This window comes from Streptomyces sp. NPDC018964, from assembly GCF_044390325.1.
Lineage (GTDB): Bacteria > Actinomycetota > Actinomycetes > Streptomycetales > Streptomycetaceae > Streptomyces.
Map to the genome: position 1 here is coordinate 469,246 of NZ_JBIRYZ010000002.1, position 23,325 is coordinate 492,570.

Below are 23,325 nucleotides of genomic sequence, written 5' to 3' on the forward strand. Positions count from 1 at the left end.
TGCCACGAGACGGTCGTCGGGGAGCGGACACGTGAAGGGCGGGCGAATCGTTGTTACTGTCACGCGATGACGATGTGCCCGAAGGTCCACTGAGAAATCAGGCGAACAGGGACTTTCCGTCCCTGTCGAGGTTCATAGTATTGGGGCGTCACACGTGAAGGCTCTCGTGCTTTCCGGAGGAGCGGGGACCCGCCTCCGTCCGATCACCCACACCTCCGCCAAACAGCTCGTGCCGGTCGCCAACAAACCCGTGCTCTTCTACGGCCTGGAAGCGATCGCCGACGCCGGGATCACCGAGGTCGGGATCATCGTCGGCGACACCGCGGACGAGATCCGCCAGGCGGTGGGCGACGGTTCCCGGTTCGGCATCGAGGTCACCTACCTCCCGCAGGAAGCACCCCTGGGGCTCGCGCACGCCGTGCTCGTCGCCCGGGACTTCCTCGGCGACGACGACTTCGTCATGTACCTCGGCGACAACTTCATCGTCGGTGGCATCACCGGCCTGGTGGAGGAGTTCCGCACCGAGCGGCCCGACGCGCGGATCCTGCTGACCAAGGTCCCCGACCCCACCTCCTTCGGTGTCGCCGAACTCGACGCCGACGGCCGCGTGGTGGGCCTGGAGGAGAAGCCGGAGCGGCCGAAGAGCGACCTGGCCCTCGTCGGCGTCTACCTGTTCACCCCGGCCGTGCACGAGGCCGTTCGCTCCATCGAGCCGTCCCGGCGCGGCGAGTTGGAGATCACGCACGCCATCCAGTGGCTGATCGACCAGAAGCGGGACGTCCGCTCCACCACGATCTCCGGCTACTGGAAGGACACCGGTAACGTCACCGACATGCTGGAGGTCAACCGGTCCGTCCTGGAGACCCTGGAGCCCCGGCAGGCGGGCACGGTGGACGGGGCCAGCGAGATCATCGGCCGGGTGCGCATAGAGGAGGGCGCCCTGGTCCGCGGCAGCCGGATCGTCGGGCCCGCGGTCATCGGCGCCGGTACGGTGGTGGACAACGCGTACATCGGCCCCTTCACCTCGGTGTCCGAGGACTGCCGGATCGAGGACAGTGAAATCGAGTACTCCATCGTCCTGCGGGGCGCGTCCGTGACCGGCGTGCGCCGGGTGGAGGCCTCGCTCATCGGGCGCGACGTCGAGGTCACGCCCGCCCCCCGTAACCCCAAGGCCCACCGGCTCGTGCTCGGTGATCACAGCAAGGTGCAGATCTCCTCATGACGACCAGGATCCTGGTGACCGGCGGTGCCGGATTCATCGGTTCGCACTACGTCCGTACGGTGCTCGGCCCCCAGGGCCCCGGTGACGTCGCGGTCACCGTCCTGGACAAGCTGACGTACGCGGGCAACCCGGCCAACCTCGACGAGGTGCGCGAGCACCCCGGGTTCGCGTTCGTGCGGGGCGACATCTGCGACCCGGAACTCGTCGGCGAGCTGATGGCGGAACACGACCAGGTGGTGCACTTCGCCGCCGAGTCCCACGTCGACCGGTCCATCGACGGCGGCGCGGAGTTCGTCCGCACCAACGTGGTGGGCACCCACACGCTCGTCGACGCCGCGCACCGGGCCGGCGTCGAGACCTTCGTGCACATCTCCACCGACGAGGTCTACGGCTCGATCGACGAGGGCTCCTGGCCCGAGACCCACCCGCTGGAACCCAACTCGCCCTACTCCTCGGCGAAGGCGTCCAGCGACCTGATCGCGCTGTCCTACCACCGCACCCACGGCCTGGACGTCCGCGTCACCCGCTGCTCCAACAACTACGGGCACCACCACTTCCCCGAGAAGGTCATCCCCCTCTTCGTCACCAACCTCCTCGACGGCAAGAAGGTCCCGCTGTACGGCGACGGCGGCAACGTCCGCGACTGGCTGCACATCGACGACCACGTCCAGGGCATCGAACTGGTCCGCACCAAAGGCCGCGCGGGCGAGATCTACAACATCGGCGGCGGCACCGAACTCTCCAACAAGGAGCTCACCGAGCTGCTCCTGAAGGCGTGCGGCGCCGACTGGGAGACCAGCGTCGAGTACGTCGAGGACCGCAAGGGCCACGACCGCCGCTACTCCGTCGACTGCACCAAGATCCGCGAGGAACTGGGCTACGAGCCCCGCAAGGGCTTCGAGCAGGGCCTGGCCGAGACCGTCCAGTGGTACCGCGACAACCGTGCCTGGTGGGAGCCGCTGAAGGAGCGTGCGGCGCTGTGAGCGGCGGACGAGGCTGGCTGGTGACCGGCGCTGGGGGGATGCTCGCGCGGGACGTCCTGGCCCGGCTCGCGGCCGCCGGGATCCCCGCGGCCGCCGTCACCCGCGCCGAGCTGGACATCACCGACCCCGCGGCGGTGCGCGAGGTCCTCGCCGGGCACCGGCCCGCGGCCGTGGTCAACTGCGCCGCCTGGACCGCCGTCGACGACGCCGAGACCCGCGAGGACGACGCCCTGCGCGTCAACGGCGACGGCCCGCGCCACCTCGCCGAGGCCTGCCGCGAGCTCGACGCCGTGCTCCTGCACGTCTCGACGGACTACGTCTTCCCCGGCGACGCGGACGAGCCGTACGCGGAGGACGCCCCGACGGGCCCGCGCAGCGCGTACGGCCGCACCAAACTGGCCGGGGAACAGGCCGTCCTGACCACGCTCCCCGACCGCGGGTTCGTGGTCCGCACGGCATGGCTGTACGGGGCGGGCGGCGGCAACTTCGTCCGTACGATGATCGAGCTGGAGTCCGTCAAGGACACCCTCGACGTCGTCGACGACCAGCGTGGCCAGCCCACCTGGACCGTCGACCTGGCCGACCGCCTGGTGCGCCTCGGACAGGCGGCCCTCGCGGGGACCGCTCCCGCGGGCGTGTACCACGGCACCAGCGCCGGCGAGACGACGTGGTTCGGGTTCACCCGGGAGATCTTCCGGCTGCTGGGCGCCGATCCGGAGCGGGTCCGGCCGACCACCAGCGCGGCGTTCGCCCGCCCCGCGCCCCGGCCCGCGTACAGCGTGCTGGGGCACGACCGCTGGCAGCGGGCCGGAATCGAACCCGTACGCCACTGGTCCGAGGCGCTCGGCTCCGCGATGCCCGTCCTGCTCGCGGAGTTCCGGGAGGAGGACCCGTGACCGTGCGGGCCGGCGTCGTCGTACCGGTCCGCGGCGCGGGGTCCGCGAGGAGCGCCCGGCCGATTCGGCCCTGCCGGCGGAAAGCCGCCGGGAAGGCCGGACGAGTTCTCACATCCCGAACCGGAGGTCCCGCCCCATCATGAAGCCCCTGTCGATCGAAGGCGCCTGGCTCCACCGGCCCGACGTCTTCCCGGACGAGCGCGGCAGCTTCCACGAGTGGTTCCGCGGAGCGGATTTCCGCGCGAGCACCGGGCACGACTTCTCCCTGGCCCAGGCGAACTGCTCGGTCTCCCGCCGCGGCACCCTCCGCGGCGTCCACTTCGCCGACGTGCCGCCGAGCCAGGCCAAGTACGTGAAGTGCGTGCGCGGCGCCGTGCTCGACGCCGTCGTCGACATCCGGGTCGGCTCCCCCACCTACGGGCAGTGGGAACTGGTCCGGCTCGACGACGAGACACACGCCTCGGTCTACCTGTCCGAGGGCCTCGGGCACGCCTTCCTGGCGCTGACCGACGACGCGACCGTCGTCTACCTCTGTTCCGAGGGGTACGCGCCGCAGCGGGAGCACGGCGTCCACCCCCTCGATCCCGGGCTGGGCATCGCCTGGCCGACGGACGTGGAGCCGTTGCTGTCGGACAAGGACGCCGCCGCCCCGACGCTGGCGGACGCGGCGGCACAGGGACTGCTCCCCCGTTACGAGGACTGCACCGCCTATCGCGCGGAACTCTGAGGACACCGGAGGCGCCGGCCCCCCGCCGAACCCCCTGGGCGGTGAGCCGCACCCTGACCGGGCCCGCCCCGCGGGCGCGGGACACCGGAGACCACCGGCGTCCCGCGCCTCGCCGCGCCCCGGCCCGGGCGCGTCACGGATCACCCGCGGCTGGTCACCCTGTGTACCGCATGTGCCCGTTCCTCGACCGACCGGAGATTTCTCTGTGGTAACTCTACGGATAAGCCCTGCACATCTGCTGGTAACGTAATCGCGGTCTCGGCCGCTGGTCTCGTGGCGCCGCGGACCGCGGCGACTGCTGCGACCGGACCTTCTTCCCACGCGGACGGCGACCGCCTTCCGCCATCGGCTCCCCAGGGGGGCGGAGCCCACGCGGAAACCGTTCGCCGTCGACAGCAGCCTGCCGAATTTCCGAACACACGGATGCGGACCGCCTCCACCCGGGCGGCCCCTTCCCGGTCCACGCCGTGGTGCGGCCACCGGGCCACCGAAGGATGAGGGGGAACGTCGATGACCGACGCCCATGAGTCGATACCGGCCGCCAGGCCCGTCATCGACGAGGAAGAGATCGAGGCCGCGGTGCGCGTGCTGCGCAGCGGCCGGGTCGTGCAGGGCCCCGAGGTGGCCGCCTTCGAGGAGGAGTTCGCCGGGCTCGTCGCCGGACGGCACTGCGTCGCGGTCAACTCCGGCACCTCCGCGCTGCACCTGGCACTGCTCGCCCTGGGGATCGGCCCGGGGGACGAGGTCGTCGTGCCGTCGTTCTCCTTCGCCGCCTCCGCCAACGCCGTACGGCTGGTCGGCGCCGACGTGGTCTTCGCCGACATCGAGCCCGGCAGCTTCTGCCTGGACCCCGCGGCCGTCGAGGCGGCCCTCACCCCGCGCACCGCCGCGGTCATGCCCGTCCACCTGTACGGTCACCCGGCCGCCATGGACCGGATCATGGCCATCGCGGACCGGCACGGGCTGGCCGTCGTCGAGGACGCCTGCCAGGCCCACGCGGCGGCGCTGCACGGCACCCCGGTCGGCGCGTTCGGCAACGCCGGAACGTTCAGCTTCTACCCGACCAAGAACATGCACAGCCTCGAGGGCGGCATGGTCAGCACCGCCGACGCCGCACTCGCCCGCACCCTGCGCCTGCTGCGCAACCAGGGCATGGAGCAGCGCTATGCCAACGAGATCGTCGGCGCCAACGTCCGCATGACCGACGTCTCCGCCGCGATCGGCCGGGTCCAGCGCGCCAAGCTGGCCGGCTGGACCGAGCAGCGCATCGCCAACGCCGCGTACCTCTCCGAGCACATCACCGCGCCGAACGTGGTCACGCCGGAGGTCGCCGCCGGCGCCCGGCACGTCTTCCACCAGTACACCGTGCGCGTCCGGGGGGACCGCGACGCCGCCATGGCCCGCCTCACCGAGGCCGGTGTCGGCAACGCGGTGTACTACCCGACGCCCATCCACCGCCTCAAGCCGTACTGGGAGCCGGACCAGAAGGCCGGCCGGAGCTGGGACCTGCCCGAGACGGAGCGCGCGGCGGCCGAGGTCGTCTCGCTGCCCGTCCACCCGGGCCTGTCCGCGGGCGACCTGGAGCGCATCGTGTCCGCCGTGAACGCGCTGGGGGAGCAGAAGTGAGCAGCGGAAGGCGGCTGCGGGCCGGACTCGTCGGCCTCGGCTCCATGGGGCGCCACCACGCCCGCGTCCTGGCCGGCCTGGAGGGCGTCGACTTCGTCGGCGTCGTCGACCCGATGGGCGACAAGCACGGCGCCGCGCAGGGCGCGCCCGTCCTGGCCACCGTCGAGGAACTCATCGACCTGGGCGTCGACTACGCCGTGGTGGCCTGCCCCACCGCCCTGCACGAGGAGGTCGGCCTGCGGTTCGCCGCGGCCGGCGTCTGCGCGCTGATCGAGAAGCCGGTCGCCGACACGGTGGACGGGGCGCGCCGCCTGGTGGAGGCCTTCGAGTCGCGCGGTCTGGTGGCCGGCGTCGGACACATCGAGCGGTGCAACCCCGCGCTGCGTTCGCTGCGGGCCCGGCTGGAGGCCGGTGAACTCGGCGACGTGTACCAGGTCGTCACCCGGCGTCAGGGGCCGTTCCCGCACCGGATAGCCGACGTCGGTGTGGTCAAGGACCTGGCCACCCACGACATCGACCTCACCGGCTGGGTCACCGGCCGCGAGTACGTCTCCATCGCCGCGCACACCGTCTCCAAGAGCGGCCGTCCGCACGAGGACATGGTCTCGGCGGTCGGCCGCCTCGACGACGGCACGATGGTCAACCACCTGGTCAACTGGCTGAGCCCGCTCAAGGAGCGCTTCACCTCGGTCACCGGCGAGCGCGGCTGCTTCATCGCCGACACCCTCACCGCGGACCTGACCTTCCACTCCAACTCGGCCGTGGCCACCGAGTGGGAGGCCCTCCAGGCGTTCCGGGGCGTCGCCGAGGGTGACATGATCCGTTACGCCATTCCCAAGCGCGAGCCGCTCCTCGTCGAACACGAACTGTTCCGCGACGCGGTCCTCGGCCGGCCCGCGGACATCTGCACCCTGCGCCAGGGCCTGCGGACCGTGGAGGTCGCGGCGGCGGTGCTGGAATCGGCGGAGGACAACCGCAGTGTTTCGCTCGACCCGAAGGACCTGACGGCCCATGGCAGCTGAGAACCACACGGTGACGGGGCGGCCCACCCGCGGCCGGGTCGTGATGCTCGTGGACAACGGCGTCAACGGTGACTCGCGGGTGCAGAAGGAGGCCCGCTCCGCCGCCGAGGCGGGCTGGGACGTCGTCCTGCTGGGCAAGTCCGGGAGCAAGAAGGAACAGAGCTGGCGGATCGGGGACGCCGAGGTCCGGCTGCTTCCCGTGCCCGGGCCGATGTCCCGCCGGCGCCACGAGTACCGGCGGGCGGTGCTGCGCTCCCCGCTGGCCTACCGGCCCGGGCCGCTGGCGTCGTACCGCCGCCAGAAGGTCAAGGCCTGGCGGGCCGACCTCAACATCCGGATGATCGTCGCCCGGCAGCGGGGCTCGGTGTTCGGCCGGCTGAGGCTGCTGGCGCCCCGGCTCCTGTCCCGGCTGGCGCACTCGTGGGTGAACCTCAGGTACCGCAAGACCCAGGAGCTCGAGAAGCGGCGCAAGGCCATGGACTCGGCGCTGGACCGCTTCACCACCGCCTTCTGGCGCAAGACCATGGGCGACCGCGCCTGGCGCAGGCTCGATCCGCACCTGTGGGACTTCGAGCTGGCGTACGGCAAGGTCATCGACGAGCTGAAGCCGGACCTCGTCCACGCCAACGACTTCCGGATGCTCGGGGTCGGCGCCCGCGCCACGCTGCGCGCCCGCGCCGCGGGACGGGACGTCAAACTCGTCTGGGACGCCCACGAGTTCCTGCCCGGCATCAGGCCCTGGAACCCGCACCCGCGCTGGCACATCGCCCAGTGCGCGCACGAGAAGGAGTACTCCCGCCACGCCGACGCGGTGACGACCGTGTCGGACACCCTGGCCGGAATGCTGCAGGAGCGGCACCGGCTGGCGGAGCGGCCCGACGTCGTGCTCAACGCCCCCGACGGGGAGATCTCGCCCGAGCAGGCCGCCGAGCCCGTACCGGACCTGCGGGAGCTGTGCGGTGTCGCGGACGACGTCCCGCTCGCCGTGTACAGCGGTACCGCCGCGCCGCAGCGCGGTCTGGACATCATGGTCGAGTCGCTGCCGCTCCTGCCGGAGGTGCACACGGCTTTCGTCGTGCTCAACACCAACTCCGACTACATGAAGTCCCTGCGGGCGCGCGCGGAGGAACTGGGCGTCGGCGACCGGCTGCACATCCTGCCGTACGTGCCGCACTACCAGGTGACGCGCTTCCTCGCGGCGGCCGACGCGGGCGTCATCCCGATCCACCACTGGCCGAACCACGAGATCGCCCTCATCACCAAGTTCTTCGAGTACTCCCACGCCCGGCTCCCGCTGGTCGTCAGCGACGTGAAGACGATGGGCGCGATGGTCGAACAGACAGGCCAGGGCGAGGTGTTCCGGGCCGAGGACCTGGAGGACTACGCCCGCGCGCTGAAGTCGGTGCTGGGTGACGCCGAGCGGTACCGTGCCGTGTACGACGCGCCCGGGCTGCTCGACCAGTGGACCTGGGAAGCGCAGGCCGAGCGGCTGGACGCGGTCTACACACGGCTGACGGGCCGGGCCGCGACCGGACGCGGAGGGGTGGAGGCACAGGCATGAGCGGCATACCCGACGTCAGTGTGATCGTCGCCGTCTACAACACGATGCCCTATCTGACGGAGTGCCTGAACTCCCTGCTGGGCCAGAGCATCGGGCGGGACCGGCTGGAGATCGTCGCGGTCGACGACGGGTCCACCGACGACAGCGGCGCCGAGCTCGACCGCTTCGCCGAGCGGTACCCGGGCACCGTCAAGGTGATCCACCAGGAGAACTCCGGCGGCCCGGCGGCGCCCAGCAACCGGGCGCTGGACGTCGCCACCGGGCGGTACGTCTACTTCATCGGCTCCGACGACCACCTCGGCGAGGAAGCCCTGGAGCGCATGGTGAAGTGCGCCGACGACAACGGCTCCGACGTCGTCGTCGGCAAGATGGTCGGCACCAACGGCCGGTACGTCCACCAGGCGCTGTACAAGAAGAGCGACCCGGACATCGGTCTCACCGGGTCCGCCCTGCCCTGGACCCTGGCCAACACCAAGCTGTTCCGGCGCGACCTCGTCGAGCGGCACAAGCTGCGCTTCCCCGAGCACCTGCCCGTGGGCAGCGACCAGCCGTTCACCATCGAGGCGTGCGTGCGCGCGCGGAAGATCTCGGTGGTGGCCGACTACACCTGCTACTACGCGGTGAAGCGGGGCGACGCCAGCAACATCACCTACCGCGCCGACCACCTGGCCCGGCTGCGGTGCACCGCGGAGATCATGGACTTCACCGCCGGTCTCCTGGAGGCGGGCCCGGAGCGCGACGCCGTCCTGCGCCGGCACTTCACCTGGGAACTGGCCAAGCTCGTCCAGGGCGACTTCCCCACCCTGGACCGTGATCTCCAGCGCGACATCTGCGCGGGCATCGCCCGGCTCGCCGACGCCTACTTCACGGACGGCATCCGGGACGCGATGGACGTCAAGCGCCGGGTGCGCATCTGCCTGGCCCGGGCGGGCGCGGTCGACGAGCTGTGCGAGGCGATCACCTCCGAGAAGCGGCACGGGGCGCCGCCCTTCGTCGTCGAGGGCGACCGCGCCTACGCCCGCTATCCCGGCTTCCGCGATCCCCGGATCGGCCTGCCCGACCGGTGCTACGAACTCGTCCGCGAGGCGGTCCCCGGCCGGCTCGCCAAGGGCACCGAACTGCTCGCCTCCGCCTGGGAACAGGAGGGCGAGGGGATCGCCTACACGGCGTCGGTCAGGATCCCCGTCCTGGGCGACGTGGACGGCGCCGTCCTCCGGCTGGTGCACGGGGCCATGCCCCAGAAGGCGGACAAGCCCGGGGCCAGGAAGCTCCCGGGTGGACACTCCCTCCCGGCACCGGTGGGTCACTTCACCACGCGGCCCGCCGAGGACGGCGCCGCCACCGTACTGCACGCCCGCGTCCCGCTGGAGCGGCGCGCGGTCAAACTCGGCGTACGGGTCTACCTGGACGTCGCCGGGGCCACGTACGAGATACCCGTGCGCGGCGAGGGCAAGCCCATGCCGTTGTCGCGCCGCTGGGGCCGCCACGAGGACCCCTACCGCGCCGCCGCCCTGGTCAACGACAAGGGCCGCGTGGTGATCGCCACGGCGCGGATGTTCCCGCCGAAGAAGTCACTGGCCTCCCGGATGAAGGCCACTCTCGTCCGCGGTTCCAAGAGGAAGTAACGACCGATCATGAACATCTGTGTAGTAGCGCTCGGCAAGATCGGGCTTCCGCTCGCCGTGCAGTTCGCGTCCAAGGGCCACCGGGTCATCGGCGCGGACGTCAACGAGAAGGTCGTCGAGCTGGTCAACGCCGGCGTCGAGCCCTTTCCCGGTGAGCACGACCTGGACGTGAAGCTGAAGCAGGCCGTCGAGGCCGGCCTGCTGAGCGCGACGACGGACACGGCCGCCGCGGTGGCCGAGTCCGAGGCGGTCGTCGTGGTCGTCCCGCTGTTCGTCGACGCCGAGGGCGTGCCGGACTTCGGCTGGATGGACTCCGCCACGAAGGCGATCGCGCGGGGCCTCAAGCCCGGCACCCTCGTCTCCTACGAGACCACCCTGCCGGTCGGCACCACCCGCACCCGCTGGGCGCCGATGCTCGCCGAGGGCTCGGGCCTGACCGCGGGTGAGGACTTCCACCTGGTCTTCTCGCCCGAGCGCGTGCTCACCGGCCGGGTCTTCGCCGACCTGCGCCGCTACCCGAAGCTGGTCGGCGGCGTCGACGAGGCGTCGACGGCGCGCGGCGTCGCCTTCTACGAGGCGGTCCTCGACTTCGACGCCCGCGACGACCTGCCCCGCCCCAACGGGGTCTGGGACCTGGGCACGGCGGAGGCCTCCGAGCTCGCCAAGCTCGCCGAGACCACCTACCGCGACGTCAACATCGGCCTGGCCAACCAGTTCGCGCGGTTCGCCGACAGCAACGGCATCGACGTCAAGAAGGTCATCGAGGCCTGCAACTCGCAGCCCTACAGCCACATCCACCAGCCGGGCATCGCGGTCGGCGGCCACTGCATCCCGATCTACCCGCGGATGTACCTGTGGAACGACCCGTCCGCGACCGTTGTGCGCTCCGCCCGTGAGGCGAACGCCGCGATGCCCGAGTACGCCGTCGACCTGCTCGCCGCCGCCTACGGCGACCTGACCGGCGTCAACGTGCTGGTGCTGGGCGCCGCCTACCGCGGTGGCGTCAAGGAGACCGCGTTCTCCGGCGTCTTCCCGACCGTCGAGGCGCTCACGGCGCGCGGCGCCGTGCCGTACGTCTCCGACCCGATGTACACCGCCGAGGAGCTGGCGGCGCACGGCCTCACCCCGCACGACGGGGAGAAGGTCACCGCCGCGATCCTCCAGGCCGACCACGCCGAGTACCGCACCCTGACCCCGGCCGACCTGCCGGACGTCACGGTCCTGGTCGACGGCCGTCGCACCACCGACCCGGAGGCCTGGAAGGGCGTCCGACGAGTCGTCATCGGCGGTTGACGGACAGCGTGGTCACGGAAGAGGGAAAGATGCAGAAGCGGCGCCCGGGGCGCGTGGTCATGCTCGTCGACAACACGATCGACGGTGATTCGCGGGTCCAGAAGAGTGCGCGCTCCATGGCCGACGCGGGGTGGGAGGTGCACCTCATAGGGCGTGCTCCCCGTACCGGCGGGGACGAGTACATGCTGGGAGACGCGCATGTCCACCGGCTGCCCCTGCTCCGGCTTCCCGGCCGGAAGCCCCTGCGCCGACGGTTGACGAAGGTGCGTTACCCGCTGGCCTACGAATCCCAGGAACAGGCCATGCTCAAGTCGCGCCAGGTCAAGTTGAACTGGGCCGAACTGGCGTACTTGAGGTCCGGGAAGCAGGAACGCTCCGGTCTTGTGACGCGTGAGCCGCGCACCCCGGGGCTCCCCCTCATCGCTCGCCGCGCGACGGGCAAGGCCCGCCGTGCGGCCATCGGCATCCGGGTCAGGCAGACGAAGGCAGCCGCAGCGGTCTGGGAGAAGAAGGACGGCCTGCCCGAAAGTGTCGAGGCTCGCTTCTGGACGTTCGCCGTCGGTGACCGTGCCTGGCGCCATCTCGACCCCCTGCCGCTGCGTTACGACCTCAGCTACCGCAAGAAGATCGATGAACTCGAGCCGGACCTCATCCACGCGCACGACTTCCGGATGGTGGGTGTGGCGGCTCGCGCCGTGGTGCGTGCCCGTGAGGCGGGACGCGACGTGCGGATGATCTACGACGCTCACGAGTACGTGCCGGGTCTGAGCGGCCGTCACCCCAAGTGGTTGACCTCCCAGATAGCGTACGAGCGTGAGCACATCGGTTTCGCCGACGCCGTGGCCACGGTGTCTCCCGCACTGGCCGATCTGCTGGTCAGGGAACACGGCCTGACCGAGCCCCCGATCATCACACTCAACGCCCCGCCCAAGCCCGAGCCGGGTGCGCAGCGCACGGACTGGCGGACCGAGTCGGGCGCTCGCGACGTGCGTGAGGCGTGTGGGCTGGGTCCCGACACCCCTCTGGTCGTGTATTGCGGTGGAGCGGCCCCGCAGCGCTGTCTGCACACCATCGTGGAGTCCTTGGAGTTCGCCGAGGGTGTCCACGCGGCCTTCGTGATCAACAACCTGGACGGCCAGTACGTGAGTTCCCTGAAGGAACTGGCGGAGCGGCTGGGCGCGGCGGACCGTGTGCACTTCATGCCGTACGTGCCCTACGACGTGCTCGTCGGCTTCCTCTCCACAGCCGACGTGGGCATCCATCCGCTGATCAAGGGGCCGATCAACCACGAGGTCGCGCTGAGCACGAAGTTCTTCGAGTTCATGCACGCCCGGCTGCCGGTGGTCGTCAGCGATGTGAAGGCCATGTCCGACGAGATCACCCGGGTCGGGAACGGCGAGGTCTTCCGCTCCGAGGACGGCAAGGACCTGGCCCGCGCGATCGGCGTCGTCCTGAACGACCGTGCGCGCTACACCGCGGTGTACGACCGTCCGGGTGTGCTGGACGAGTGGAGCTGGGAGGCGCAGACGGAGAAGTACGTCGCGCTGTACGAGAGGCTGCTCGAGCATCTGGGCTGATGACCGCGGTCCCAGGTGGACCCGGTCAGGGAGAAGGGCTTCCCGCGCCATGGCGCGGGAAGCCCTTCTTGTTCTGCCCGAGTGGTGTTACGGGCGCTGCTGGGAGGCGGCCTCTTCCATCAGCTTGACCACCCGCTGGGCGGCGGTCCCGTCGCCGTAGGGTGCGCCGTGCGGCGCGGTCGGCGCCGGGCGGGTCGCCAGATCGGACCAGTCGGCGGGAGCCAGGTCGTGCGGGTCGGGCACGAGGCGGTTCCAGTCGCCCTCCAGGGTCTCCACCCATTCCGTCTCGGGACGGATGGTGGTGCACACGCGGTCCAGCAGGTACGCCTCCTTCTGCAGCCCGCCGGAGTCGGTCACCACGCCCGCGGAGGCCAGTACCGCGGCCACCAGACCGGCGTACGGAAGCGGTCGGCCCACCCGCACCGAGCCCTGGTCCAACCGGATGCCGTGCTGCTCGGCCCGCGCGACCAGGCGCGGGTGCGCCAGCAGCGCCACGGGCAGCGGGAGCCGCGCCAGCGACTCGACGACGGCGCTCAGCCGGGCGGCGTCGTCCGTGTTGTCCGGCCGGTGGAGCGTCGCCAGCAGGAACGGCTGCTTCGGGTCGATGCCCTCCGGCAGAGCCGGAGCCGGGTGTTCGCCCGCGAGGACGGCGTCCCGGATGCGCAGACAGATGTCCACCATGACATCCCCGGCCAGGCGGGCGCGGTGGCCCAGACCCTCGTTGGCCAGGTGGCGCATGGCCTCCTCGGTGGGGGCCAGCAGCAGGTCGGCGCAGTGGTCGGTGAGGACCCGGTTGTGCTCCTCGGGCATCCGGCGGTTGAACGACCGCAGGCCCGCCTCCAGGTGAGCCACCGGCAGGTGCTGCTTCACCGCTGACAGGGCGCCGGCGATCGTGGAGTTCGTGTCCCCGTAGACCAGCACCCAGTCCGGCCGGTGCTCGGCGAGGACCGGATCGAGCGCGGAGAGCACGGCACCCGTCTGCACGCCATGACTGCCCGAGCCCACCCCGAGGTGCACGTCCGGGTCGGGGATACCCAGCCCGGAGAAGAAGACGTCCGACAGGTCGGCGTCGTAGTGCTGGCCGGTGTGGACGATGACGTGCTCGTGTTCCGTCCGGGCGAAAGCGGCCGCGACGGGCGCGAGCTTCACCAGTTGCGGACGGGCACCGACGATGCTGATGACTTTCATGGGGCACTCTTCATTCTTGGTCGGTCCGACAGGCGGAGACGGCTCGGGTGGACGCCTCGTCAGGTGGACGTCACGGACTCGGCCGGGCCGTGACGTCGCTCGGGTGTCTGAGGGCCGACCCGTCGCAGCAGGCGCTCCAACGGATGTTCGACGCAATGGTAGGCAACGCCGGAGAGGGCCAGGCTCACCGCCAGCACGGCGGCCCAGAAGGCCGCCAGACCGGCCGTGGTCTGCGGACTGCCGGTCATGTCCAGCAGGAGACGCAGCACGATCTCGTGGAGCAGGTACCAGGCGAACGACCAGTTGCCGAGCCGGATCATCCACGGAGCGGCGAGGCCGGTTCCGCGTCGTTCGAGGTCGCTGTACGCGGCCGCCGCGACCAGGGCGGCGAACAGCGGGGCCGAGAGCAGTTGCGAGGCGCTGTAGGGGCTGTACCAGAGGGAGTCGGGGACGGCGTGCGACCACGGGACCAGTACGGCCTGCCAGGCCAGCACGAGGACCACGGCGACGGACAGGGGGACCGGCGGCCGCCAGCCGCGCTTGACGGCGATCCCGGCGGCGACTCCGAGGACGAACTGAAGCGTGCGGGTCGGCGGGAAGTAGTCCAGCGCCCACAGTCGCACGAGGGAGTCGGTCATCACCGAACCGGCCAGCCACACGCCGGCCGAGGCGAGGCAGACCACGATCGCCGTCACCGTCCGTCGTCGCGCGGTCCGCAGGAAGGGCAGCGTGAGCAACAGCGGGAAAAGGGCGTAGAACCAGGCCTCGTCGGACAGCGACCAGGCCGCGGGGTTCCCTCCGGACAGGATCTGACGGTCCGGCACCCAGGCGTTGAGCATGAGCAGGGTGGCCGCGACGCCCCTGAGGGAGACCGGCGTCTCCACGACGTACCAGACGGCGACGGAGGCGACCACGGACACGGCGAGCATCGGCCAGATCCGGGCGAAGCGACGCCACAGGAACACCCTGGCGGGCACGCGGATGCCCTCGTAGGTCCAGGCCAGGACGAAACCGGACAGTACGAAGAAGAACGTGACCCCGCTGCGTCCGTACCAGGCCAGGTCGCTCACGACGGGCAGAGGCCCCGCTTGGCGTGAGAGATGGTAGAGGACCACTGTCAAAGCGGCCCAGAAGCGCAGCCCGGTCAACGAGGGCAAACGTCTGTGCCGGCCGACTCCGTCGGCCGGACGGGCTATGTCCACATCACTCCGATGTTCCTCACGGGACGGGTGTGCCGGGAGCGGTCAGGCGTCCCGCTCCGCCAGCCTTCCGTCCTTCTCGTGGTAGAGAGCGCCGGTCCGGGGGCACTCCCACACACCGTTCGTCCCGTCACGCTCGACCAGACGGACACCGGCGCGACCGACCCATCCGACCTGCCGGGCGGGGACGCCCACCACCAGGGCGAAGTCCGGCACGTCCTTGGTGACGACGGCGCCCGCGGCGACCATGGCCCAGCGTCCGATGGTGATCGGCGCGACGCACACGGCACGCGCCCCGATCGACGCCCCGTCGGCGATCCTCACGCCGACGGCTTCCCAGTCACCGCCGCGCTTCTGCTTGCCCTCAGGGTCGACGGAGCGCGGGTTGTGGTCGTTGGTGAGGACCACGGCGGGGCCGATGAAGACACCGTCGCCGAGTTCGGCCGGCTCGTACACGAGCGCGTAGTTCTGCAGCTTGCAGTTGTCGCCCATGCGCACGCCCGAACCGACGTACGCGCCGCGCCCGATCACACAGCCCTCGCCGAGCCTGGCCCCCTCGCGGACCTGAGCGAGGTCCCAGACGCTGCTCCCGGCGCCTATCTCGGCGCTCTCGTCCACCTGGGCGCTGGGCTGAACCCTGTAGTTCACTTCTTCTTCTCGCTTCCGGGGTAGCTGCTACGCCCGGTGAGCATACGTGGCCGAGACCGGGGACCGGCGTCCGTACGACGACGGGGACGCTTCCGCCGGCGGACCCGGTACCGGCCCCCCGCCTCGGCGACCCAGAACCGGTGCGCACGGTGTTCCGTCCGGCAATTCCTCCGGGGTGCGTTTATCGCTCGGATGTCCCGCATGGCGAACATTTCCGTACTTGGTGGGGAAGCGATGGCCGATTCGGCCCGTTCGCCATATCCGGCCGAGCCGGAATCCGGCACGTCTCTTTTCGGTCATTCCTTGGCCCGCGTCTCGAAATGGCCGTCGGCTCGTCCGTGGTGGCGATGCGGTGGTCCGGATGTGCGTGGCGGGCCGCGTCGACGGGAGGGGGAGTCCGGGTGAAGTGCCGGTGAAGACAATGGGTGCATACAGGGGCAAGAGGGGGGTGATCGACGGGGTGTTCCAAGCCGCCGTCGAGGAGGGATTGTCGACCTGGTGACTTTTCGCCGGATTCACGATGGAGGTGCGTGTGGAGAAAGAAGGGGGGAATGATGCCGCCCTGTGCCCGACCCTTGAAGGGCCTGTGCGCTTCCTGTGATTTATGTCATGTCCATCGAGAGGTGAACGGGTATTGCAGGCCGGCTTCACACGAAGCAATGATCTTCCGACTTTTTAATTCCTCCTTATTTGCGGGGCGCCTGTGTCAAGGGTGGGGAAAACATGGAGGCGCGGCTCTGTCGCCGTCTTCGCGGGAGCGTTGCTGACGTTCGGGCTGGGAACCGGCGGTACGCCCGCCGCGGCCGCCGTCGCGTGCCCGTCGGGAGTCGAGTCGGACTTCAACGGCGACGGTGCCAGGGACACGGTCGTCGCCGACCCGGAGGCGACCGTCGGCGGGGTCGCGAGGGGAGGTGAGGTGCACGTCGTCTACGGCGGCGGCAAGGGCACGGTCACCCTGTCGCAGGCACTCGACAACGTGCCGGGCGGACCGGAGGTCAACGACCGGTTCGGCTCCTCGCTGGCCGTCTACGACGCCGACCTCGACGGGTGCAGCGACCTGGTGATCGGCACGCCGTACGAGGATCTCGGCACGGTGCCCGACGCCGGTGTCGTGCAGCTCTTCTACGGTTCGACGGCCGGTCTCAACGCCGGCTCCAAGGCGGTGAAGGAGTTCTACCAGGGCGCCGACCAAGCGCTCAACGGCGGTCCCGAGGCCGAGGACTGGCTGGGGTACGCGGTCGCCGCCGGGAAGACCTCGGCCGGCCAGCCGTACCTGCTGATCGGCGTTCCGGGCGAATCCGTCGGAACCGTCGAGGACGCCGGTGCCATCCACTACGTGGCGGGCACCGCGCAGACGGCCACCATGACCCACCAGGACACCGAGATCGGCGGCGCCGTCACCGGCGTGGCGGAAGTGGACGACCGTTTCGGCTCCACCCTCGCCGCGACCCCGACCCATTTCGCGGTCGGCACCCCGGGCGAAGCCCTCGGCACCGCCCCCTTCGCCGGCGGCGTGGGCCTCTTCACCCACACGCTCACCTCCGGCTACCCCAAGCCGACCGGTGGACTCGGCCAGGACCAGGACACGATCGGAGGGGCCGAGGAGGTCGGCGACCAGTTCGGTGCCGCGCTCGCCATGGTCCCGTACCGGGCCTCCGGCGCCACCTCCACCACCGAGTCCCTGCTCGCGGTCGGCACCCCCGGCGAGGACCTGTCGACGACCACCGACGCGGGCGCGGTGCAGGTCTTCCGCCTGACGGCGGCCGGCGCCCACTCCGAGATCATGTGGATCGACCAGAACACCGCCGACGTCGACCAGGAGTCCGAGGCCGGCGACTTCTTCGGCAAGCGGCTCGCAGCCGTCAACACCTCCCCGAACGCCACCTCCACGGCCGCCACCACCCGCCTCGCCATCGGCGTGCCCGGTGAGGAGTCGTCCGAGGAGCACGCGGAGAAGGGCGGCGTCCAGATCGTCCCGCTGGTCGGGGCGCCCGGCGCCTCCGACGAGTGGATCGACCCCGGCTACGGCGTCCCGGGCATCCCCGCCCCGCGCCAGCTCGCCGGCCTCTCCCTGGCCGCGACCCCCTCGCTGCTGTACGTCGGAATGCCCTACGGCCCCGCCGAGGGCCGGGCGGTCCACGGCTTCCCGTGGAACGTGGCCTCCGGCGGAGCGCCGACCGTGACGCTCAAGCCCGGCGAGGGCGGGATCCCGGCGACCGGCACAGCCTTCGGCGCGACGGTCCGATGACGGCCTCCACGCCGTCACCGCCCCGGAACCGGTCGGCAATGGCGTGACCAGACCAATACCAGTACCAGGAAGGGAACTCATGTCCGCATCCGGACACGGCGCGGTCCGGCACCGGCCCGCGCCGGCCACCGGGTGGTCATCGCGTGGGAGGAGACCGTGGCTACGGCGCACCGCGACCGCCGCTCTGGCGACAGCGCTGCTGGGCTTCGGACCGCTCACGGGGGGAAACCCCGCCACGGCGGCCTCCGCCTGCGCCGACACCCAGTCCGACTTCAATGGGGACGGCATACGGGACACGGTGATCGCCGACCCCGATGCCACGGTCTCGGGCAACGAACGGGCCGGAATGATCCACGTCGTGCTCGGCGGTGACAAGGGAGTCGTCGAGATCTCCCAGGACACCCCGAACGTGGCCGACGCCCCGGAAGCGGGGGACCGCTTCGGCTTCTCGCTCGCGGTGTACGACGCGAACAAGGACGGCTGCAGCGATCTGGCCGTCGGCATCCCGTACGAGGACGTGGGAACAGTCCGCGACGCGGGGTACGTGCAGGTCATCTACGGCTCGACCACCGCAGTCGGGCAGGAGTTCCCCAGCAGGGGCTTCATCCAGGGGGAGAACCAGCCCTTGGGCGGAGGTCCCGAGCCCGAAGACTGGCTCGGCTACGCGGTTGCGGCTGGTACCTCGCCGACCGGTTATCCCTTCCTGGCCATCGGAGTTCCGGGAGAGGACGGTGGCGGCGGCGTGGACATGGGCCTGATCGGCTATGTCTGGGGAACCGACTACCAGGCAGTCTCCGTCAGCCAGGACACCACCGGGGTGTGGGAGGAAGCGGAGCCGTACGACCGTTTCGGGGCGGCGATCGCCGCCACCGACCGCTACTTCGTGGTCTCCGCTCCCGGCGAGAGCATCGGCGCGGTCGCCTTCGCGGGCGGCGTGGTGGCGTTCCGGCCGTCGATCAACGAGATCGGCATACCCGAACCGCTCTTCGGCATGGGACAGGGCCGTACCCCTGGACCGGACATTGCGGCCCAGACCGACGACCGCTACGGAGCCGCGCTCGCCATGGCCCCCTACCGTCCCGCGGGAGCGCCCACCATCACTGACGCGATCCTGGCCGTGGGCGTCCCCGGAGAGGACCTCGGCACCACCGTCGACGCCGGAGCCGTGCACGTCTATCACATCAAGGCGGACGGCACGGTGGCGCTGCTCAACTGGATCGACCAGAACACGGACGGCGTCGAGGGGGAGGCAGAAGCCGGTGACTTCTTCGGTCAGCGGCTCACGGCGGTGAACACCGCCACCAACGTGGTCAGTACGGCGGCCACCATGCGCCTGGCCGTCGGCGCGCCCGGCGAGGAGGCCGCAGGGGACACTCCCGAGGCGGGCGGCGTGCAGATCCTCCCGGCGATCGGGGCACCCGGAGCCTCCGACGCCTGGTTGGAGCCCGGCAACGGGATCCCCTCCGGCCCGGCACCCCGCACCTACGCGGGCATCAGCCTCGGCAGCAGCCCGTCGCTGCTGTATCTCGGCGTCCCCTATGGGCCGACCGAGGGCCGGGCGGTCCACGGTTTCCCGTGGAACGCGGCTTCGGGAAGCGCCCCGACGCAGACGTGGAAGCCCGGTGAGGGCGGCATTGCCGCAGGTGGCACCGCCTTCGGCGCGACGGTCCGATGACGGTGTCCCGAGGAAACGACGCGGTCGGTGGCCGCAGGGGTGGGACAGACATGAACCGACTGGAGAGTGGACGCGTGTCCGCAGACAGACACAGATCCGTACGGCGTGCCGTCGCGCTGCGTGCCGCCGTGGCGGCCGCCGTCGCCGGCGCGGTGGTGGCGGGAGTGGTGGCAGCCCTTCCGGGCGGCGGCGGCCCGGAGCGCCAGGCGCCGGTCGCGGCCGACCAGCCGATGGTGACCGAGCAGCAGGCCCTCGCCGAGGCGCGCAGGAGCGGCAAGCAGACCGAGGTCGTCGGACTGCGCTCCGAGCGCCGGGAGATCTTCGCCGAGCCCGACGGCAGCTTCACCGCCCGCGAGTACACCGAGCCCGTCCGCACCGTGCAGAACGGCGAGTGGGTCGAGGTCGACGCGACGCTCGTGAAGCGGGCCGACGGCACCTGGGGTCCGAAGGCCGCCACCGTCGACCTGGCCTTCTCCGCCGGACAGGCGGGAAAGCCGTTCGTGACGATGCAGCGGGCGGGCCGTGAGTTCGCCCTGTCGTGGCCGTACGGCAAGCTGCCCGCGCCGAGCGTCGACGGCGACACCGCCACCTACGCCGAGGTGCTGCCCGGCGTGGACCTGACCGTGCGGGCCGAGACCGACGGCTTCGGCCACCTGCTCGTCGTCAAGACGCCCGAGGCGGCGGCCGATCCGCGCCTCGCCCGCCTCGACCTGGGCATGACGACCGACGGTCTGAAGGTCGCCGAGGACGCCACCGGGGCGATCGTCGCGGAGGACGCCGTCGTCGGCGGCACCGTCTTCCAGGCGGGCAGGCCGGCCATGTGGGACTCGGCCGCCGTCCAGGAGACGGCAGTGGCGAAGCAGGGTCCGAAGGCCGTCGCGAAGGCGCTGAAAACCGCGGCGGCCGGCGCCGAGGAGACAACCGTCGGCCCGCAGGCCGCGCCCGAGCCCGCCCTCGAGGGGCCGGGCGGCGGTGGCCGCGTCACCCCGCTGGACGTCGAGGTGGGCAAGGACAAGCTCAGTCTCATCCCCGACCGGAAGCTGCTCACGGACGAGGACACCGTCTTCCCCGTCGTCATCGACCCCCTCGAGCGGACCGCCTCGCGGACCGCCTGGACCGGCGTCATGTCCGGCATCCCCTCGGAGCAGGACTGGAAGTACTCCGGCAGCGCCGGCGTCGGCAAGTGCCCCACCGACTACAACCCCGTCTCCTGCAACGGTGTCGGCTCCCGCCGCCTGCTGTTCACCATGCCCCTCTCCTTCTACAAGGGGAAGCAGATCCTGGGCGCCACCTTCTCCGCCCGGGTGGAGCACATCTACAGCGCGACACCGACCGCGGAGCCCATCCGGCTCTACCGGGTCGGCGGCAAGAACTACTCGATCACCTCGTCCAGCAACTGGTCCAACACCGTGGACGACTGGGACGACCACATCGGGACGGTCGACAAGGCGATCTCCCCGACCTCCTGTTCCAGCCAGGCCAACCTGCACTTCGAGGGCGGCGCGAGCGGTGAGCTGACCAGCGAGGTCAAGACGGCCGCCGCGGACGGCTGGAGCTCGATGACGCTGGGCCTGCGCGCGGCCGACGAGTCCCGCTTCGCCGAGTGGAAGCGGATCTGCGGCAACGCCTACCTGTCGATCAAGTACAACAACCTGCCCCGGCAGATCAGGACCGCGGACATGTCCACGGACCCGGGCGGTCTGTGCAAGTGGGGCGCGGCCCGCCCGACCACCGACAAGCCGCCGACGCTGAAGGCCATCGCGAGCGACCCGGACCACGGCAACGGCAAGACCGACAAGGTCAAGGTCGAGTTCAAGGTGGAGTGGACCGACCCCACCACGAAGGAGGCGAAGTCCTACACGTACCTGAGCCGTGACTGGCTCTCGCCGACCACCGCCACCAGGTTCGAGCACACCGTCAAGTCGACGATCCCGCAGAACACCGTCATCTACTGGAGCGCACGGGCGACCGACGGCGACGGCTACGGCCCGTGGAGCTGGGACGGCGACACCGCCCAGCGCTGCGAGTTCGTCTACGACAGGACCTGGCCGGGCAAGCCGCTGGTGCTGTCCAAGGAGTACCCGTCCGACACCGTCTACCACGACGGCGTGGGCACCTACGGCACCTTCTCCTTCTCGCCCAACCCGAACGACACCATCCCGGACACCGACGTCGTCAAGTACCAGTACTCCTTCAACGGCGCCGCGCTCGCCACGCTGACCCCGGCCAAGGCCGGCGGCTCGGTCTCGACGCAGTGGATGCCGTCCCGCTCCGGACGCCAGGTGCTGGAGGTGGTCGCCGTCGACAAGGCGGGTCACGCCAGCAGCACCCTGTACGACTTCCTGGTGAGCGAGGGCACCCCGGTCGTCGCCCAGTGGAACCTCGCCGACCCGGCCGACGGCACCGAGGCCCACGACGAGAGCGGCGAGTTCTCGGCGACCGCCGGCACCGCCGTCGGCTTCGGCGCGGCCGGCCCCGGCGGCAAGGCGGACCAGGCCGCCCACTTCGACGGCAGCGCCGAGGCGTACCTCGACGTCAGCGAGACCGTGCTGGACACCGCCAAGAGCTTCAGCGTCAGCGCCTGGGTACGGCCCACCGCGCTCGACCGGGACATGGCGGTCGTCAGCCAGGACGGCACCGGCGAGCCCGGCTTCACCCTCGGCTACGACGCCACCGCGCGGGCCTGGAAGTTCTCCGTCCCGGTCAACGACGTGGACTCGCTGGGCGAGTGGAAGGCCGTCGCCACCGGCACCTCGGTGGTCAAGGACCAGTGGGTGCTGCTGACCGGCGTGTACGACGCCCAGAAGTCCGGCGGTCCGGAGCTGAGGCTCTACATCAACAAGGAGTCGAAGTGGGCCGCGCAGCGCCGCTCCACCTGGAAGTCGTACGGACCGCTGCAGATCGGCCGGTCCACGGCCAAGAGCGGCTACCGGGACAACTTCACCGGTGACCTCGCCGAGGTCCGCGTCTTCGACCGCGTCCTGCCGGCGACCCAGGTCGCCGAGCTGATGACCGTCAAGCCGGAGCGCAAGGGCTACTGGCAGCTCGACGAGGCCACGGGCGGCGCGTCGGTGGAGACCGGCGGCGGACAGGCGCTGACCCTCGCGGGCAACGCCTCGATCTACCGCCCGGCCGACCCGCTGTTCGACATCGCGGCCCTGGTCGGCGACGGCAACCTGGTCCTGGACGGCGACGGCGACTACGCGTCCACCGCCACCGCCCCCGTCACCGGCAACAGCAGCTTCACCGTGACCGCCCGCGCCCAGCTCACCTCGCTGGACCCGGAGAAGTCGCAGACGGTGCTGTCCCTGCCGGGCGCCAACGCCAACCGCGTCCAGGTCCGCTACCAGGCCGCGACGCAGCAGTGGGAGCTGGCGGTGGCCAAGACCGACGCGGCCGCCCCCGAGGTCGTCACCTTCACCGACGACCAGGCGCTGCCCGACACCGGCGGCTCCGGCCAGCACCTGGCGGTCGTCTACGACGCCTTCGCCAACTCGATCCGGCTCTACGTCGACGGCCAGCTCGTCGCCGGCGCGCACGGTGAGGACGCCACCCTGTGGCCCGCCACCGGCGGCCTTCAGGTGGGCCGTTCGCTGCGCGGCGACAGCGAGTACTTCGCCGGCGCGATCGACGAGGTGCGGGCGTACAACGGCGCCGCCGACCAGGTCGCGGTGCAGCAGATGGCCGCGCTGACGGCGCTCCCCGACATGTGACACGCCGTCACGGACGAGGTGTGCCGGGTCCGGGAAAGGGCCCGGCACACCTGTCCTGCCTGCCCTCCTCCCTCCTCCTCTCCCATCCCTACGATCAGGAAGTTGACGGATGTTCTTCCGTG

16 protein-coding genes are annotated in these 23,325 nt (G+C 71.0%); 13 read left to right on the forward strand and 3 right to left on the reverse strand.

Features of this window, described 5'->3' with window-relative positions:
- The first annotated feature begins 154 nt into the window (after nt 1-154).
- From ACH5AO_RS04825 to ACH5AO_RS04870, 10 genes are all read left to right on the forward strand, one after another.
- On the forward strand, nt 155-1,222 hold the full coding sequence (locus ACH5AO_RS04825) for a glucose-1-phosphate thymidylyltransferase (RefSeq protein ID WP_398921778.1): 1,068 nt from the start codon (nt 155-157) through the stop codon (nt 1,220-1,222).
- The gene (rfbB, locus tag ACH5AO_RS04830; protein ID WP_398921780.1) at nt 1,219-2,205 is read left to right on the forward strand and encodes a dTDP-glucose 4,6-dehydratase; all 987 of its coding nucleotides are present in this window, start codon (nt 1,219-1,221) and stop codon (nt 2,203-2,205) included. Before ACH5AO_RS04825 ends, rfbB begins: the two co-directional genes overlap by 4 nt.
- The gene (gene rfbD, locus ACH5AO_RS04835; RefSeq protein ID WP_398921782.1) at nt 2,202-3,101 is read left to right on the forward strand and encodes a dTDP-4-dehydrorhamnose reductase; all 900 of its coding nucleotides are present in this window, start codon (nt 2,202-2,204) and stop codon (nt 3,099-3,101) included. The genes rfbB and rfbD overlap by 4 nt, the downstream gene beginning before the upstream one ends.
- A 139-nt stretch (nt 3,102-3,240) precedes the next feature.
- On the forward strand, nt 3,241-3,828 hold the full coding sequence (gene rfbC, locus ACH5AO_RS04840; RefSeq protein ID WP_398921784.1) for a dTDP-4-dehydrorhamnose 3,5-epimerase: 588 nt from the start codon (nt 3,241-3,243) through the stop codon (nt 3,826-3,828).
- Nucleotides 3,829-4,338: 510 nt separating this feature from the next.
- Nucleotides 4,339-5,454 (forward strand): DegT/DnrJ/EryC1/StrS family aminotransferase, encoded by a 1,116-nt coding sequence (locus tag ACH5AO_RS04845; RefSeq protein WP_398921785.1) that lies wholly within the window; start codon nt 4,339-4,341, stop codon nt 5,452-5,454.
- Nucleotides 5,451-6,476 carry a Gfo/Idh/MocA family protein gene (locus tag ACH5AO_RS04850; protein ID WP_398921787.1) on the forward strand — a complete coding sequence of 342 codons (1,026 nt, stop codon included), beginning with the start codon at nt 5,451-5,453 and terminating at the stop codon, nt 6,474-6,476. Before ACH5AO_RS04845 ends, ACH5AO_RS04850 begins: the two co-directional genes overlap by 4 nt.
- A complete protein-coding gene (locus ACH5AO_RS04855) occupies nt 6,466-8,037 on the forward strand; it encodes a glycosyltransferase family 4 protein (protein WP_398921789.1) in 1,572 nt (523 codons plus the stop codon). The genes ACH5AO_RS04850 and ACH5AO_RS04855 overlap by 11 nt, the downstream gene beginning before the upstream one ends.
- Nucleotides 8,034-9,662 carry a glycosyltransferase family 2 protein gene (locus ACH5AO_RS04860; protein WP_398921791.1) on the forward strand — a complete coding sequence of 543 codons (1,629 nt, stop codon included), beginning with the start codon at nt 8,034-8,036 and terminating at the stop codon, nt 9,660-9,662. The genes ACH5AO_RS04855 and ACH5AO_RS04860 overlap by 4 nt, the downstream gene beginning before the upstream one ends.
- Before the next feature lie 9 nt (nt 9,663-9,671).
- On the forward strand, nt 9,672-10,955 hold the full coding sequence (locus ACH5AO_RS04865) for a nucleotide sugar dehydrogenase (RefSeq protein ID WP_398921794.1): 1,284 nt from the start codon (nt 9,672-9,674) through the stop codon (nt 10,953-10,955).
- Nucleotides 10,956-10,984: 29 nt separating this feature from the next.
- Nucleotides 10,985-12,532 carry a glycosyltransferase gene (locus tag ACH5AO_RS04870; protein ID WP_398921796.1) on the forward strand — a complete coding sequence of 516 codons (1,548 nt, stop codon included), beginning with the start codon at nt 10,985-10,987 and terminating at the stop codon, nt 12,530-12,532.
- Nucleotides 12,533-12,619: 87 nt separating this feature from the next.
- On the opposite strand, the gene wecB is transcribed toward ACH5AO_RS04870, so the two are convergent.
- Genes wecB through ACH5AO_RS04885 form a run of 3 tightly spaced genes read right to left on the reverse strand, consistent with a single transcriptional unit; the run spans nt 12,620 to nt 15,567 of the window.
- Nucleotides 12,620-13,720, reverse strand: coding sequence for a non-hydrolyzing UDP-N-acetylglucosamine 2-epimerase (gene wecB, locus ACH5AO_RS04875; RefSeq protein WP_398921798.1), 1,101 nt, complete (start codon nt 13,718-13,720; stop codon nt 12,620-12,622).
- Between the two features lie 59 nt (nt 13,721-13,779).
- The gene (locus ACH5AO_RS04880; protein ID WP_398921800.1) at nt 13,780-14,922 is read right to left on the reverse strand and encodes an acyltransferase family protein; all 1,143 of its coding nucleotides are present in this window, start codon (nt 14,920-14,922) and stop codon (nt 13,780-13,782) included.
- Between the two features lie 42 nt (nt 14,923-14,964).
- On the reverse strand, nt 14,965-15,567 hold the full coding sequence (locus ACH5AO_RS04885; RefSeq protein ID WP_398921802.1) for an acyltransferase: 603 nt from the start codon (nt 15,565-15,567) through the stop codon (nt 14,965-14,967).
- A gap of 760 nt (nt 15,568-16,327) precedes the next feature.
- On the opposite strand from ACH5AO_RS04885, the gene ACH5AO_RS04890 reads away from it, so the two are divergent.
- The 3 genes from ACH5AO_RS04890 (at nt 16,328) to ACH5AO_RS04900 (ending at nt 23,203) form a co-directional block, all read left to right on the forward strand.
- Nucleotides 16,328-17,815, forward strand: coding sequence for an FG-GAP repeat domain-containing protein (locus ACH5AO_RS04890; protein ID WP_398921804.1), 1,488 nt, complete (start codon nt 16,328-16,330; stop codon nt 17,813-17,815).
- Nucleotides 17,816-17,894: 79 nt separating this feature from the next.
- Nucleotides 17,895-19,490 carry an FG-GAP repeat protein gene (locus ACH5AO_RS04895; protein ID WP_398921806.1) on the forward strand — a complete coding sequence of 532 codons (1,596 nt, stop codon included), beginning with the start codon at nt 17,895-17,897 and terminating at the stop codon, nt 19,488-19,490.
- Between the two features lie 74 nt (nt 19,491-19,564).
- Nucleotides 19,565-23,203, forward strand: a complete 3,639-nt coding sequence (locus ACH5AO_RS04900; RefSeq protein ID WP_398921808.1) for a LamG domain-containing protein — start codon at nt 19,565-19,567, stop codon at nt 23,201-23,203.
- Nucleotides 23,204-23,325 lie beyond the last annotated feature (122 nt).